Raw genomic sequence first — 15856 nt, 5'->3', positions numbered from 1 at the left:
AAATATCAATGTGCCTTGAAGTTAATTGCGTATAAGAATAATAGAAAGTATGTACAATTATCTAAAGGCATAAGTATAATAAACAATACTTAATTTTATGAGGGGATTTTATATGAAACTTTATGCTGTTACTGCATTTTTTGCTCTGGTCGGCTTTTGCTTTGCGGCAAACGCAACCACTCCAGATAATATCGCTGTATACTCTACCGAAAAATCTAATGGCTCGGTTTCCACTGGTAGTAAATATTTCTATACAAAAACTTTCGAGGTAGCTATAGCTAATTTAGCAGGGAAGGATGTAGATTTATCGAAGCTTTGCCTAAAGGCTTATTCTCCTGACAACAAAGCATTCAGTCTTGATACAGTTGATGAGAAATTAAGTACAGGTACGTTAAAAAATAAAGCTATGACCAAAGGTTTTGCTGTATTCGCTTCTGAAAATGATTCTGTTTTTAAAGCAGCGTTGGTCAAACTTTCTGACGATTGTAAGTGATCGGATAAAGCAGTTTAAAAGGTGCTTTCTTCTAATTATTAGTTTTTAGGCTAACCCTGAATTCTTCCGGATTAGCCTGAACCTGATTGTCGGCACGTAGTTGTTCCTGAATACTAATCTATGCCCTTTGTTTCAGCATTGCTTTGCTCCGGCTTCGCTTACCTCAACGCTTCAATTCATCTATTTTATCTTGAGTTAGCCACAGCACCGTACCGAAGTGTTAGTTATTAACAATCGCAACTGGGCAACACAAGCCAGTTTATTGAACACTGGATATTTCAGTGACCGATGGCCATGCTTGAATGCGAGTGTGCCGTCCAGATAGTTATAGGTTCTGATGTTTTTACCGGAAAAATATGATCTTTATTCTGTTGATTCAATCAGATAAATCATTTTTTCATAATGAAAAGCCAGTGATTTGGTAAGTTTGCACGTTTCCTGCAAGGAAAATATATCATCAAGTGCTTCAACACTTTTTGTGCATTTTGAGTCGTTTTTAGGTATGGATTCACCTGTTTTATTGGTGTTTTTTATTTTTCTACAACCAATTTGCGAAGCGTTTCCAAAATAAACATAATCTAACTGGCTGTTGTATATATTTTCAAATACTCTTTGCGCGAATGGAATTTCACGGCAGAGATATAAATGGATGCAGCGGGTTATTCAAATTTTCTTTACGGTTTTGCAAAAAGCGCGCCCAATTATCAGCTTAAATTTGGCTTCGTTAGCCATTATTTTAGGCGTTCTCCCTTTATTGTTTGTTGTTGAAATTCCTGATAAAAAATTGCTTCAATATCTGACTGCTCTTGCTTTTTTCTTGTTATTTTTTCCCTATAAATCTATTCGAATAGTGTCATTAGGCTTGCTGACATTTATTTTCGGATGTTGGCATGCCCATAAAATATTATCGGAAATTGCTTATTTCAGCGAAACTTCTCAGACTGCGGTTGTGGCGATCGACAGTATATCCTTGGAAAATACTGTAACTGAGGATAATAAAAAAAGGCGATATCGTATCCGGATCGTTGAAAGCAATGGAAAATATATTTACCCGGCGTTATATGCATCGGTAACGTGGAATTCGCCAGAAGTTCGTTTATGTTCCGGTCAGAAGTGGCAGGTTATAATGAAACTCAGACCCGTTCATGCACAATTAAATGAGGGGAGTTATGATAGCCAAAGGTACGCGCTTTCTATTCATCAACCCCTCCATGGCAAAGTTATAAATGCAAAATTACTGGATGGGGGCTGCAATCTCAGGCAGAAGTTGATTAATAAGCTAGCACCGGAAATTCAACCATTGAAATATTCAGGCATTGTTTTGGCTCTCGCCTTTGGTGAAAGAGAGTGGCTGGATAAACAAACCCGATTTCTATTACAGAAAACGGGTATTGCACATTTAATGGCGATTTCAGGATTGCACATTGCTATGGCCAGTTTATTTGGCTGGAGCATTGCCAGAGCAAGCCAACTCTTTTTGCCGGCAAGATGGATAGGTTTTCGCTTCCCATTGATTGCAGGATGGTTAACCGCAATATTATATGGTTGGTTATCGGGTTGGGGCATTCCCGCCATCAGAGCAATTTTAGGACTAACATTATGGTGTTATCTCAAATGTAAAGGCAGATTGTGTTTTTCATGGCAATGGGCCTTATGGAGTGCAGCACTCATTTTACTTTTTGATCCACTGGCTATACTTTCTGATAGCTTTTGGCTCTCATTCACGGCGGTAACAGCACTGTTATTTTGGTTCCATTGGGTACCATTGCCAGAAAAAATACGTTCTGGCTGGCGGTGGGTGTGGCTGTGTGGTTTGCACATGCAATTAGGTATGATGTTAATGTTGTTGCCATTGCAGCTTCTGTTATTTCAGGGCGTTAATATTGCGTCATTGGCCGCTAACTTATGGGCTGTCCCGATTATCTCTTTTTTATCGGTGCCATTGGTGATGCTGGGGATCGTTTCTTTCTCGCTTCCGGTTGTCCAACCACTATTGTGGCAATTGGTTGATTATAGTGTCTTATTTGCATTATCTCCTCTGCCTGCTTTGACGCATTCATGGATTGAAACAGGAAATTACCCAATAATTATGACATTGTCCGGTTGGTTTTTTGTTGTGGCTTGGCGTTTAGGGTGGTGGAGATCTTATAAATGGCTATTGGGAATTTGTATTGGGGTCATTGCCTGTTATGCCAAACGCGCCAATGATTACCAATGGCGTTTTTCAATGCTGGATGTCGGACATGGGTTGGCTGTGGTGATTGACAAGGGAGGAAAAGCAATCATTTTTGATACGGGCAATCGTTGGGAGACAGGCAGTATGGCAGAAAAAGTCATAGCTCCTTACTTGCGTTGGCATCGATTAATGCCAGAGCAAATTATTCTCAGTCACGATCATTTGGATCATACAGGAGGAGTCGAATATCTGGCTGCGAAATATTCAGGCATACAAATAAGAAGTCCTTCCTCGAATCCTGCCCATTTACCTTGCATTCGTGGTGAGAAATGGGAATGGCAAGGTTTGAACTTCAGTGTTCTTTGGCCACAGGAAAAAAAAGCGAGTGTCGGAAACAATCAATCTTGTGTGATTCGTATTGATGATGGTAAACACAGCTTGCTGTTAACGGGAGACTTAGAGAGGCAAGGGGAATATCGCTTATCGGAGCTTGAGAAGAGCCAGCTAAATGCAACAGTGCTGCAAGTGCCCCATCATGGCAGTAATACGTCTTCTACTTCGGTATTTATCCGTAGGGTTATGCCTCAATATGCATTGGCTTCAGTTGCACGCTATAGCCCATGGAGGTTGCCTTCAGTGAAAGTGAAACAACGCTACAAAGATGCCGGGATTGAATGGCATAGCACTGCTGTTTCTGGTCAGATAACAGGCTATTTTTATCGGGATCAGATTAAATTAGAAGGTTATCGACAACAAATAGTATCACGATGGTATCATCAGTGGTTTGGTATTCGTGGCGATCATGAGTAGAATGATTCGCTATTTCTTTTGGTTTTGGTAACTCAATAATGAATGATAAAGACCTTTCTACCTGGCAGACCCTTCGCCGCCTGTGGCCGATGATCACACCATTTAAACTTGGATTGTTAGTTGCGGCGGTTGCATTAATTATCAATGCTGCCAGTGATACATTTATGCTTTCCTTGCTGAAGCCTTTGCTTGATGAGGGTTTTGGCAAGGCAGACATGAGTGTATTAAAGTGGATGCCACTGGTTGTTATCGGGCTGATGTTGTTACGTGGCTTATCTGGGTTTGTATCAAGCTATTGCATATCTTGGGTATCAGGCAAGGTGGTTATGCAGATGCGCCGTCGTCTGTTCAATCACATGATGGGAATGCCTGTTTCCTTTTTCGACCAGCAATCCACGGGAACATTGCTTTCCCGTATTACGTATGATTCAGAACAGGTTGCTTCCTCTTCTTCCGGTGCACTAGTGACCGTTGTCAGGGAAGGGGCATCAATTATCGGCCTGTTTATTTTAATGTTCTACTACAGCTGGGAACTTTCCCTGATTTTGATTGTGATTGCGCCGATTGTTGCAGGGGTTATTCGCCTTGTTTCCGTGCGTTTCCGCAGGATAAGTAAAAACATGCAAAACAGCATGGGCATGGTAACAACCAGTGCCGAGCAAATGCTGAAAGGGCATAAAGAAGTTTTAATTTTTGGCGGCCAACAAGTTGAAACTACACGTTTCAATAAAGTCAGCAACCATATGCGCCAGCAGGGCATGAAAATGGTTTCTGCTAATTCCATTTCTGACCCGATTATTCAGTTGATTGCCTCTTTTGCGTTGGCATTTATTCTGTATGCCGCCAGTTTCCCTGAAATTATGGGAGCTTTAACAGCAGGTAAAATCACCGTTGTCTTCTCTTCCATGATTGCTCTCATGCGCCCATTGAAATCACTGACAAACGTTAATTCACAGTTCCAGCGTGGTATGGCTGCTTGTCAAACCTTGTTTTCTATCTTGGATTTGGAACAGGAAAAAGATGACGGCAAGTTGGAAGTTAAAAAGGCAAAAGGAATTATTGAATTCCAAAATGTTACATTTAGCTATCCAACCAAAGACCACCCTGCATTGAAAAAGATTTCAATGTCAATTCCGGCAGGCAAGACCGTTGCGTTAGTTGGGCGTTCGGGGTCAGGTAAATCGACAATCGCCAATCTTCTCACGCGTTTTTACGATGTGAATGAAGGCCAGATTACACTGGATGGTCATGACTTGCGCGAATATACGTTGGCTTCGCTGCGTAATCAAATTGCGCTGGTATCGCAGAATGTGCATCTGTTCAATGATACTGTTGCCAATAACATCGCTTATGCCTGCGAAGGCAAATTCAGCCGTGAAGAGATTGAACGGGCGGCAGAAATGGCTTATGCAATGGACTTTATTAAAAAGATGGACAACGGCCTTGATACCATGATTGGTGAAAATGGGGTCTTGCTTTCTGGCGGCCAGCGTCAGCGCATCGCCATTGCCCGGGCTTTACTGCGTGATACGCCAATTTTGATTTTGGATGAAGCAACGTCAGCATTGGACACCGAATCTGAGCGTGCGATCCAGGCAGCATTGGATGAATTGCAGAAAAACAGAACGTCTCTGGTTATCGCCCACCGCCTGTCTACCATTGAAAATGCCGATGAAATTATTGTCATTGAAGATGGAAATATCATCGAAAGAGGCAACCATACTACTTTGTTGGGGCATGAAGGTGCGTATGCACAATTACATCGGATGCAGTTTGGCCAATGATTGAGCGCATATGGTCAGGACGTTCATGGCTTTATATCGCACTATTGCCATTATCAGCCCTTTATGGGCTGATAAGCGGTTTGCGCCGTTTAAGCTATAGGATAGGGTTAAGCCGTTCCTGGAAAGCATCTGTACCTGTTGTCGTAGTAGGTAATCTGACTGCGGGGGGAAATGGAAAAACACCTGTCGTTATTTGGTTGGTTGAACAGCTACAGCAAAAAGGCTATCGGGTTGGGGTTGTTTCACGTGGCTACGGTGGGAAATCAGCGTATTACCCATTATTGGTTACAAGTGAAGTGACAACAGCACAAGCTGGCGATGAGCCTGTCTTAATCCATCGCCGCACTTCGGCGCCAGTTGCCGTTGCCCCAAAACGTGCTGAAGCCATTAAGGCTTTGTTGGCACATCACTCAGTCGATATCGTGGTGACGGACGATGGTCTTCAACATTATGCCTTGCAGCGTGATTATGAAATTGTAGTTATCGATGGGGTTCGTCGTTTCGGCAATGGCTGCTGGCTGCCAGCCGGCCCGATGAGAGAATTGGCAGGCCGTTTGGATAGCGTCAACGCCATCATTGTCAATGGGGGAACACCTAAATCAGGTGAGTTGCCAATGACCTTGAAAGGGGAACTGGCGGTAAATTTACTGACAGGTGAAACTCGCAAAGTCAGTGATATTCCGAACTGTGTCGCAATGGCAGGGATTGGCCATCCACCACGTTTCTTTGCGACATTACAACAATTGGGCGCCGATTTGCAGAAAACCCATGCCTTTGCTGATCATCAATCATATGAGCAATCCCAATTGTTGGCTTTGGCGACCGGCAATCAAAACTTGTTGATGACAGAGAAAGATGCCGTTAAATGTTTTCAATTTTCCCAGCCCAATTGGTGGTATTTGCCGGTATCTGCCCAGTTGCCAGAAAGGGAGGGCAAACAGATGTTGGATGAGATCCTTACGCTATTGCCGAAATCAATCTTTCATCAATAATAGCCATTTATCAATAGCATCGGAAAACTGCAACAGCACAGCAACACGGCATTGCATAGCGCATTGCTTGTGATATTCTGAGCCGCATTAAATTTAAAGCCCGTTATTTGGGGGATATATGGATCACCGTTTACTCGAAATCATCGCTTGTCCTGTATGTCATGGTAAGCTCAGTTACGATAAAGAAAACTTTGAACTGATTTGCAAACTTGATCGCCTCGCTTTTCCTGTCCGTGATGGCATTCCTGTACTGCTGGAAAATGAATCACGTGCCTTGCCAACAGAGGATAACCAATAACTCATGTTTACCGTCATCATTCCTGCACGCTTTGCCTCAACCCGCCTTCCTGGAAAACCCTTGGCTGATATTCACGGAAAGCCCATGATTGTGCGTGTCATGGAACGGGCAGCACGTTCTGGCGCTAATCGAGTTATCATAGCAACAGATAATCAAGACGTTTTTGATGCCGTGATTGCCGCAGGAGGTGAGGCTTGCATGACAAATGAAAATCACCATTCAGGCACAGAACGTTTGGCTGAAGTGATCGACAAATATCAATTTGCTGACGATGAAATTATTGTCAATGTTCAGGGGGATGAACCCCTCATTCCAGAGCAAATCATTAGGCAGGTAGCGGATAATCTGGCTGGCAGCGATGCAGGCATGGCAACACTTGCTGTATCCATACAAGATGCTGAAGAGGCATTCAACCCGAATGCAGTCAAAGTTGTCATGGATGCACAAGGGTATGCGCTCTACTTTTCACGCGCTACAATCCCGTGGGAGCGTGATCGTTTTATGCAATCCAAAGAAACTATTGGTGAGCATTTTCTGCGTCATATCGGGATATATGCGTATCGGGCCGGATTTATCCGCCGTTATGTCCAATGGGCACCAAGTCCATTGGAAAATATAGAGATGCTCGAACAATTGCGGGTGCTTTGGTACGGTGAAAAAATACATGTGGCAAAAGCTCTGCAAGCTCCCGGTGCAGGTGTTGACACACCAGAAGATCTGGAAATAGTCAGAAAATCTTTCGCAATATCTTGATTGTAGCCAGCGCAAGTCTTGGTTGAATATCAACTAAAAAGAGAGAATGCCTGATTGCGGCATTTTCTCTTCGGTTAACGATATTTCTTCAGTTATCTATATTCCTGAGGAATTAATGAGCTGCTGTCTTAGGCGATATTTTTATGGGATAGCTTGACGGTACGAATCATTCCTTTTTTTGTTCCTTTTGGTTTTGGCTATCAGAGCTTACAGGTTTAATCGCCTGCCAAATGCGCCCTAATGTTTCATACCAGGCCCGTTCGGTATGTGAAAAATAATAGGCAGAAGGAATATATTTTTCCCATGGATAAAGTGGAGTTGTTACAGCCAATTGATTGGCAGGGCCTGCAATTGGATGTAATCCCCGTTGTTCGAAGAACTTTAGCGACCTTTTCATATGATTGGCGGATGTAACAAGAATAAAAGGCTGTTGCCCCACAACTTTTTCAACTTCCTCAGACTCTTCTTCCGTATCCAAAGGTTTTTTTAATGCTATTGTGTCTTCTACAGGAATACCCATAGATTGTGCTACCATAGCGGCAATTTCGGCACTGCTGATTGCATTAACGCCTTTGCCACCCGTGAAAATCATTTTAGCGCCGGGGTTAAGATGGTATAACCGAATACCTTCAGTTACCCGCGGTAAGCTATTACTGATAAGGTTGGCGCTGGGAGCCCAATGAGGGTTATAGGTGAACCCACCACCGAGAACTACAATGTATTTAATGGGCGCAGCCTGTGTTTTATGCGTGCTGCCAGAATGTGCCTCAGGTTCATAGCGCTGCACATATTTCCCTTCAACAGGGAGTAAGAGTCTGTCTGCAATAGGCTGTAAACCTAATAAAAGTAATGTAAGCCAACTGAGTGATAAAATGATTTTTCCTGTTTTTTGCCAGCGCGTGAACCACAGCAATAACAGGGCGACAAAAGAAACGATAATAATCAATGGCAAGGGCATTAATAGCGAGCCGATATATTTTTTTAGCAGGAATAGCATTGATGAGCCTTGATGTGGTTGAATTATAGTCGCGCAGGGTTGAATTTAAGGCAAAAAGTAGTTAATTAAACGATTACTGTGCCAAAATAATAGTAGTAAAAATAGCAGTAGATATCATAACTACTCAATAGACAAATCAAACTTAGCTTATAAAGTGAGGCAGTTTTTCATGCGGGATCGCAATTTCGATGATATTGCAGACAAATTTTCGCGTAATATTTACGGCACAACCAAAGGTAAAATCAGGCAGGCCGTTGTCTGGCAGGATATTAACGAATCGCTGAATCATTTGCCTCAACGCCCCTTGCGCATTTTGGATGCGGGTGGCGGTGAAGGAAATATGGCTTGCCAGTTGGCTGAATTAGGTCATCAGGTGATACTTTGTGACTTATCTGAAGAGATGATCCAAAGGGCGAAACACAACGCTGAAGAACGGGGTGTTCTCCATCAAATGCAATTTATCCAAAGTTCAGTGCAGGAAATCCACCATCACATTGAACAGCCTGTCGATTTAATCCTATTTCATGCGGTATTGGAATGGATTACAGATCAAAAAGATGCAATAGAAATATTGGAGAATATAATCACACCCGGTGGTACCCTTTCATTAATGTTTTATAATGCTAATGGCTTGGTCATGCGTAACGCCATATTAGGTAATTTCCATTTGGCAACGCCCAATATACAGCGCCGCCGAAAACGTTCTCTGTCACCACAAAATCCATTAGTACCGGAACAAGTGTATCAATGGTTGACTGAACTCAACATGGAAATAACGGGCAAAACAGGAGTGAGAGTTTTTCACGATTATCTCCAAAGCCGCCAATTACAAAACTCAGATTTTCCCGCGTTGCTTGAACTTGAACAGCGTTATTGCAGACAAGAGCCCTATATCAGCCTAGGGCGTTATATTCATGTGATAGCACGCAAGCCTACCTTAAAGAGCGAATTATGAGTGAATATTCCCAGACTGTTCCTGAACTTGTGTCTTGGGCCAGAAAAAATGATTTTTCAATTTCTTTGCCGCCTGAACGGCTGGCATTTTTACTGGCAATCGCTGTCCTGAACGGTGAGCGGCTTGATGGTGAAATGAGTGAAGGAGAGCTGGTGGATGCTTTCCGCGAAGTGTGCAAAGGTTTTGAACAGACTTCTGAAGCGGTATCCGTCAGGGCGAATAACGCCATTAATGATATGGTTCGCCAGAAGCTATTCAACCGTTTTACCAGCGAACTGGTAGACGGCAATGCCATCTACCGCCTGACTCCATTGGGAATTGGCATCAGCGACTATTACATTCGCCAGCGTGAATTCTCCACATTGCGTCTTTCCATGCAGCTATCTATCGTTGCCAACGAATTGCATCGAGCGGCCGAAGCGGCCGAAGAGGGAGGAGATGAATTCCATTGGCATCGTAATGTCTTTGCGCCGCTCAAATATTCAGTTGCTGAAATTTTTGACAGCATCGATATGTCCCAGCGTGTAATGGATGAACAGCAAAACAGCGTAAAAGAAGATATCGCTGAGTTGCTCAATCAGGATTGGCAGGCTGCCATTGCCAATTGTGAACAGTTACTGTCTGAAACCTCCGGTACATTGCGGGAACTGCAAGATACATTGGAAGCCGCAGGCGACAAATTACAAGCCAATCTACTGCGTATTCAGGATGCCAATATGAATATTGGCGGTTCTGATCTGGTTGATAAATTGGTTTTTGACTTACAAAGCAAACTTGATCGCATTATCAGTTGGGGACAGCAATCCATTGACTTGTGGATAGGTTATGATCGCCATGTGCATAAATTTATCCGAACCGCCATTGATATGGATAAAAACCGAATTTTTGCCCAGCGCCTTCGCCAATCCATCCAACACTATTTTGACAACCCGTGGGCGCTGACTGTTGCCAATGCAGAGCGTTTGCTGGATATGCGTGATGAAGAACTGGCCTTGCGTAATGAAGAGGTAATGGGAGAGTTACCGCCAGAAATGGAATACGAAGAATTCAGTGAAATCAACGAACAGTTGGCTGAAATGGTGGAACAGGCACTGGCGGTTTACCAACAAACAAAGCTTCCTCTGGATTTGGGCGCTGTCATGCGCGATTACCTTATTCAATATCCACGCAAGCGCCATTTTGATGTGGCGCGCATATTAGTGGATCAGGCTGTAAGGCTGGGGGTTGCAGAAGCAGATTTCTCTGGGTTGCCAGCGGAATGGTTAGCGATTAATGATTACGGAGCCAAGGTGCAGGCACATGTCATCGACACATATTGAACAACTTATGCCAGTAAAACTGGCTCAGGCATTATCCAATACACTTTTCCCTGAATTAGACAGCCAGCTTCGTTCCGGGCGTCACATCAGCATGGATGATCTTGATAATCATGCTTTTCTGATGGATTTTCAGGAAGAATTGGAAATGTTTTATGCGCGTTATAACGTCGAGTTAATCCGTGCACCAGAAGGTTTTTTCTATCTGCGTCCTCGTTCAACAACATTGATCCCGCGATCTGTTTTGTCTGAACTGGACATGATGGTAGGCAAAATCTTGTGTTACCTCTATCTCAGCCCAGAGCGTTTGTCCAACCAAGGCATATTTACTTCGCAGGAATTGTACGAAGAATTGCTGTCATTGGCTGATGAAAATAAGCTGATGAAAGTGATGAATCAACGTGCTACCGGTTCTGATCTGGATAAACAAAAATTACAGGAAAAAATGCGGACTTCCTTAAACCGTCTGCGTCGTTTAGGCATGGTTTATTTCCTGCAAAATGACAGCAATAAATTTACGATCACTGAATCTGTATTCCGGTTTGGTGCAGATGTACGTAGCGGTGATGACCCACGCGAGGCCCAATTGCGGATGATCCGTGATGGTGAGGCGATGCCGCTGGAAGGGGAATCGGTGCAAAAAAACAATGAACATGAAGAAGCATCAGAGTATTCAGCAGAAGGTGCGGAGGATGAGCAGTCATGATTGAACGCGGTAAATTTCGCTCACTGACGTTAGTTAATTGGAACGGCTTTTTTGCCAGAACGTTTGATCTTGACGAGCTTGTGACAACTTTATCCGGTGGTAATGGTGCGGGTAAATCAACAACAATGGCCGGTTTCATCACCGCATTGATTCCTGATCTGACGTTACTTCACTTTCGTAACACCACTGAAGCAGGCGCAACCAGCGGCTCTCGTGATAAAGGCCTGCACGGTAAATTGCGTGCCGGTGTCTGTTATTCCACGCTGGATGTGGTGAACTCCCGCCATCAGCGAATTATTGTCGGCGTTCGTTTACAGCAAATTGCTGGCCGTGATCGTAAAGTCGATATCAAGCCATTTATGATTCAGGGCGCACCAGCGTCTTTCCAGCCTACCCAGCTATTGACTGAGAATATTAGCGAACGTCAGGCGCGTGTGCTGCCACTGAATGAATTGAAAGAGCGTCTTGATGGCATGGAAGGCGTTCAGTTCAAGCAATTTAATTCTATTACGGATTACCACTCCTTGATGTTTGATTTGGGGGTGATTCCAAAACGACTGCGTTCAGCCAGCGATCGCAGCAAGTTTTACCGTTTGATAGAAGCATCGCTATACGGCGGTATTTCCAGTGCGATTACCCGCTCATTGCGTGATTATTTATTGCCAGAAAACAGCGGGGTCAGAAAAGCGTTTCAGGATATGGAAGCTGCCTTGCGCGAAAACCGTATTACACTGGAAGCCATTCGCGTTACGCAATCCGATCGTGATCTTTTCAAGCATCTGATTACAGAAGCAACAGCTTATGTTTCGGCTGACTATATGCGCCACGCCAACGAACGACGTGTCCATCTGGATGAAGCATTGGCTTTGCGCAGTGAGTTATTCGGTAGCCGCCGCCAATTGGTTGCTGAACAATATCGTCATGTTGAAATGGCGAGAGAACTAGCGGAACAAAGTGGAACATCCTCCGATCTGGAAATGGATTATCAGGCTGCCAGCGATCACCTGAATCTGGTTCAAACGGCGATGCGTCAGCAGGAGAAAATCGATCGTTACCAATCCGATATTGAAGAACTGACATATCGGTTGGAAGAGCAGAGTGAAGTCGTAGAAGAGGCCAAAGAACTTCAGGCCGAATATGAAACTGCCTCTGAAGCGGCAGAACAAGAAGTTGATGAACTGAAAAGCCAGCTTGCAGATTACCAGCAAGCCTTGGACGTTCAGCAAACCCGGGCTATCCAGTACCAGCAAGCACTGCAAGCACTAGAGCGGGCCCGCGAGCTTTGCCAGCTTCCTGACTTATCGATAGAAAATGCTGACGAGTGGCAGGAAACCTATCAGGCACAAGCGCAGCAGGCGACTGAAATCTTATTGACGCTGGAACAAAAATTAAGTGTTGCCGATGCAGCTCACTCTCAGTTTGAACAGGCTTATCAACTGGTAAAAAACATTGTTGGTGAAGTTAGCCGCAGTGACGCATGGCAGGCAGCCCGTGAAGTTTTACGTGACTGGTCATCGCAGCGCCATTTAGCCGATCGGGTTCAATCTCTGCGGATCCAGTTGGCTGAGTTGGAACAACGTCTGAACAGCCAGCAAAATGCGGAACGTTTACTGCAAGAGTTCTGTAAGCGCCATAATCAACAATATCAGGCGGAAGATTTAGAGGCATTGCAGAGTGAATTGGAGGCTCATCTGGAAGAGCTGGGCCAGAATGCCAATGAAAGCGGTGAGCGTCGCATTCAAATACGTCAGGAGTTTGAACAACTCAAGCAGAGAATTCATGGGCTGACAACGCGTGCACCTATGTGGCTGGCGGCACAGGAAGCACTTAGCCAGCTTTGTGACCAAAGCAATGAATCGTTCGAAAGCGGCCATGATGTCACCGAATACATGCAGCAATTGCTGGAACAAGAGCGTGAAATTACTGTTGAACGTGATGATATCGCGGCACAGAAACGTGAACTGGAAAAGCAGATTGAACAATTAAGCCAGCCAAGTGGTGCAGAAGATAGCCGGCTACTTGCACTTGCTGAGCGTTTTGGTGGTGTCCTGCTGTCAGAAATTTACGATGACATTACTATTGATGATGCACCTTATTTTTCTGCACTTTATGGTCCTGCACGCCATGCGATCGTCGTTCCTGATCTTTCATCGGTACGCCAACATTTGGAATCTCTGGAAGATTGCCCGGAAGATCTCTATTTGATTGAAGGTGATCCGCAATCTTTCGATGACAGCGTATTCCACTTTGAAGAGCAGGATAATGCGGTTCTAGTAAAATCTTCTGATCGCCAATGGCGTTATTCCCGTTATCCCGAAGTGCCACTATTTGGGCGGGCAGCAAGAGAAAACCGCCTTGAGGCACTCAATCTTGAGCGTGATACGTTGGCTGAACGCTATGCCACCCTGTCATTTGATGTGCAAAAAATTCAGCGCGCGCATCAAGTTTTCAGCCGTTTTGTGGGTAAGCATCTATCTGTAGCATTTGATGATGATCCTGAAGCAGAAATTCGTAGCCTGAATCAACGCCGAACTGAGCTGGAGCGCGAATTATCTCAATTTGAAACACAGTCTCAGCAACATCAGCAAAAGCTGACGCAGGTGAAAGAGAGCCTGTCGGCATTAAATCGTTTGATCCCACAAATCACCATTTTGTTGGATGAAACTTTGCTTGATCGCGTGGAGACTGTCCGTGAAGAGATGGAAGAAGCACAAGATGCTGCTCGGTTCTTGCAACAACATGGAAATGCATTGGCTAAATTAGAGCCGTTGGTTTCTGTCTTGCAAAACGATCCACAGCAGCATGAACAGTTGCAAAAAGATTACGAAACAGCAAAACACACGCAGAATAAAGCCAAACAACAAGCTTTTGCCTTGACCGAAATCGTTCAACGCCGTGCGCATTTCAGTTACAGTGACTCGGCTGGAATGCTCAGTGAAAATGCTGATCTGAACGATAAATTGCGCCAGCGTCTTGAACATGCAGAATCAGAACGCAGTCGTGCACGTGAACAATTGCGTCAGCAACAAGCACAGTATGCGCAGTTTAATCAAGTATTGGCATCGTTGAAAAGCTCTTATGACACCAAGCAAGATATGCTGAAAGAGCTTGAGCAGGAGATGCAAGACATTGGTGTTCAAGCTGATGCTAATGCAGAAAGCAGAGCCCGTGAACGCCGTGATCAACTCCACGCTGCGGTGAGTGCAAATCGTTCTCGTATCAATCAACTCGAAAAGCAAATCGCATTTTGTGAAGCAGAAATGGAAAACCTGCAGAAGAAATTGCGTAAATCTGAGCGTGATTATTACCAAAAACGTGAACAAGTCGTTTCTTCGAAAGCGGGTTGGTGTGCGGTGATGCGAATGGTCAAGGACAACGGTGTTGAACGCCGCCTGCATCGTCGTGAATTGGCCTACATAGATGGTGATGATTTGCGATCAATGTCGGATAAGGCGTTGGGAGCATTGCGTCTGGCAGTTTCTGACAACGAACATCTGCGTGATGCCTTGCGTTTGTCTGAAGATCCGAAACGGCCTGAGCGTAAGATCCAATTCTTTGTTGCGGTTTACCAACATCTGCGTGAGCGTATTCGTCAGGATATCATTCGCACGGATGATCCGGTTGATGCCATTGAACAGATGGAAATTGAACTGGCACGTTTGACTGAAGAATTGACGGCCCGTGAACAAAAATTGGCGATTAGCTCCAAGAGTGTGGCCAATATCATTCGTAAGACTATCCAGCGTGAACAAAACCGTATTCGCATGCTGAACCAAGGGCTACAGGCTGTTTCATTCGGACAGGTTGGTGGGGTGCGCCTGAATGTGAATGTGCGTGAAAGTCATGCGCTCTTGTTGGATGTGCTTTCTGAGCAACAAGAACAGCATCAGGATCTGTTTAATAGCCAACGCTTGACCTTCTCCGAAGCGATAGCAAAACTTTATCAGCGCCTGAATCCACAAATTGATATGGGACAACGCTTACCACAAACCATTGGTGAGGAGCTGCTGGACTACCGTAATTACCTTGAACTCGACGTTGAAGTTAACCGTGGTTCGGATGGTTGGCTGAAAGCGGAAAGTGGAGCATTGTCTACAGGGGAAGCGATTGGTACGGGGATGTCCATCTTGGTTATGGTCATACAGAGCTGGGAAGAGGAATCACGCCGTCTGCGTGGTAAAGATATTTCACCATGCCGCCTGTTGTTCCTTGACGAAGCTGCACGTCTGGATGCGAAATCAATCGCAACGCTGTTTGAACTGTGTGAACGCTTACAAATGCAGTTAATTATCGCAGCACCAGAAAATATCAGTCCAGAGAAGGGAACAACCTATAAGTTGGTGCGTAAAATCTTCAATAATCAGGAACATGTACATGTTGTTGGTTTACGCGGTTTTGGGCAGGATGCTCCTGCTTCTGAACAACCACGGGCACAAGCACAACCAATATTGGAAGAATAATTTCTTCTTTGGATGAAGTTGCTAGATGTAATAAGAGGTCATATAAAAATATATGGCCTCTTTTAATGAGAGTAAGTTTTTTTGGGCAATGAATTATATCCCTTCAACTTTTCTGA

The 15856-nt window shown here is 44.4% G+C and carries 11 protein-coding genes; 10 read left to right on the top strand and 1 reads right to left on the bottom strand.

What is annotated here, in order from left to right; genetic code table 11:
* The first annotated feature begins 112 nt into the window (after window positions 1-112).
* From FE392_RS13075 to kdsB, 6 genes are all read left to right on the top strand, one after another.
* Window positions 113-493: a DUF4354 family protein gene (locus FE392_RS13075; protein WP_319930660.1), complete on the top strand. Its 381-nt coding sequence runs from the start codon at window positions 113-115 to the stop codon at window positions 491-493.
* Window positions 494-1142: 649 nt separating this feature from the next.
* Window positions 1143-3479, top strand: a complete 2337-nt coding sequence (locus FE392_RS13070; RefSeq protein WP_319930659.1) for a ComEC family protein — start codon at window positions 1143-1145, stop codon at window positions 3477-3479.
* Window positions 3480-3514: 35 nt separating this feature from the next.
* Complete coding sequence (msbA, locus tag FE392_RS13065; protein ID WP_319930662.1) at window positions 3515-5263, top strand: lipid A ABC transporter ATP-binding protein/permease MsbA; 1749 nt, start codon at window positions 3515-3517, stop codon at window positions 5261-5263.
* The gene (gene lpxK, locus FE392_RS13060; protein WP_319930658.1) at window positions 5260-6255 is read left to right on the top strand and encodes a tetraacyldisaccharide 4'-kinase; all 996 of its coding nucleotides are present in this window, start codon (window positions 5260-5262) and stop codon (window positions 6253-6255) included. The genes msbA and lpxK overlap by 4 nt, the downstream gene beginning before the upstream one ends.
* Before the next feature lie 118 nt (window positions 6256-6373).
* Window positions 6374-6553 carry a Trm112 family protein gene (locus FE392_RS13055; RefSeq protein ID WP_319930657.1) on the top strand — a complete coding sequence of 60 codons (180 nt, stop codon included), beginning with the start codon at window positions 6374-6376 and terminating at the stop codon, window positions 6551-6553.
* 3 nt (window positions 6554-6556) lie between these two features.
* Window positions 6557-7306, top strand: a complete 750-nt coding sequence (gene kdsB / locus FE392_RS13050) for a 3-deoxy-manno-octulosonate cytidylyltransferase (RefSeq protein WP_319930656.1) — start codon at window positions 6557-6559, stop codon at window positions 7304-7306.
* Between the two features lie 166 nt (window positions 7307-7472).
* On the opposite strand, the gene elyC is transcribed toward kdsB, so the two are convergent.
* On the bottom strand, window positions 7473-8303 hold the full coding sequence (gene elyC, locus FE392_RS13045; protein ID WP_319930655.1) for an envelope biogenesis factor ElyC: 831 nt from the start codon (window positions 8301-8303) through the stop codon (window positions 7473-7475).
* A gap of 169 nt (window positions 8304-8472) precedes the next feature.
* Between elyC and cmoM the strand changes: the two genes are divergently transcribed.
* From cmoM to mukB, 4 genes are read left to right on the top strand one after another with little or no spacing between them, the layout of a single operon-like run.
* Window positions 8473-9258: a tRNA uridine 5-oxyacetic acid(34) methyltransferase CmoM gene (cmoM, locus tag FE392_RS13040; protein ID WP_319930654.1), complete on the top strand. Its 786-nt coding sequence runs from the start codon at window positions 8473-8475 to the stop codon at window positions 9256-9258.
* Window positions 9255-10577 carry a chromosome partition protein MukF gene (mukF, locus tag FE392_RS13035; protein WP_319930653.1) on the top strand — a complete coding sequence of 441 codons (1323 nt, stop codon included), beginning with the start codon at window positions 9255-9257 and terminating at the stop codon, window positions 10575-10577. The genes cmoM and mukF overlap by 4 nt, the downstream gene beginning before the upstream one ends.
* Window positions 10558-11280 (top strand): chromosome partition protein MukE, encoded by a 723-nt coding sequence (gene mukE, locus FE392_RS13030; RefSeq protein WP_319930652.1) that lies wholly within the window; start codon window positions 10558-10560, stop codon window positions 11278-11280. Before mukF ends, mukE begins: the two co-directional genes overlap by 20 nt.
* The gene (mukB, locus tag FE392_RS13025) at window positions 11277-15740 is read left to right on the top strand and encodes a chromosome partition protein MukB (protein ID WP_319930651.1); all 4464 of its coding nucleotides are present in this window, start codon (window positions 11277-11279) and stop codon (window positions 15738-15740) included. The genes mukE and mukB overlap by 4 nt, the downstream gene beginning before the upstream one ends.
* Window positions 15741-15856 lie beyond the last annotated feature (116 nt).

The organism is Xenorhabdus santafensis, from assembly GCF_033949405.1.
In the GTDB taxonomy this organism is placed as follows: Bacteria; Pseudomonadota; Gammaproteobacteria; order Enterobacterales; family Enterobacteriaceae; genus Xenorhabdus; species Xenorhabdus santafensis.
This window is presented reverse-complemented; position numbering and strand designations above follow the sequence as displayed.

Excerpts from the sequence above, each read along its gene's own strand:
- FE392_RS13075 (WP_319930660.1), top strand. The coding sequence starts at position 113 with ATGAAACTTTATGCTGTTACTGCATTTTTTGCTCTGGTCGGCTTTTGC.
- FE392_RS13070 (WP_319930659.1), top strand. The coding sequence starts at position 1,143 with ATGCAGCGGGTTATTCAAATTTTCTTTACGGTTTTGCAAAAAGCGCGC.
- lpxK (WP_319930658.1), top strand. The coding sequence starts at position 5,260 with ATGATTGAGCGCATATGGTCAGGACGTTCATGGCTTTATATCGCACTA.
- FE392_RS13055 (WP_319930657.1), top strand. The coding sequence starts at position 6,374 with ATGGATCACCGTTTACTCGAAATCATCGCTTGTCCTGTATGTCATGGT.
- kdsB (WP_319930656.1), top strand. The coding sequence starts at position 6,557 with ATGTTTACCGTCATCATTCCTGCACGCTTTGCCTCAACCCGCCTTCCT.
- elyC (WP_319930655.1), bottom strand. The coding sequence starts at position 8,303 with ATGCTATTCCTGCTAAAAAAATATATCGGCTCGCTATTAATGCCCTTG.
- cmoM (WP_319930654.1), top strand. The coding sequence starts at position 8,473 with ATGCGGGATCGCAATTTCGATGATATTGCAGACAAATTTTCGCGTAAT.
- mukF (WP_319930653.1), top strand. The coding sequence starts at position 9,255 with ATGAGTGAATATTCCCAGACTGTTCCTGAACTTGTGTCTTGGGCCAGA.
- mukE (WP_319930652.1), top strand. The coding sequence starts at position 10,558 with ATGTCATCGACACATATTGAACAACTTATGCCAGTAAAACTGGCTCAG.
- mukB (WP_319930651.1), top strand. The coding sequence starts at position 11,277 with ATGATTGAACGCGGTAAATTTCGCTCACTGACGTTAGTTAATTGGAAC.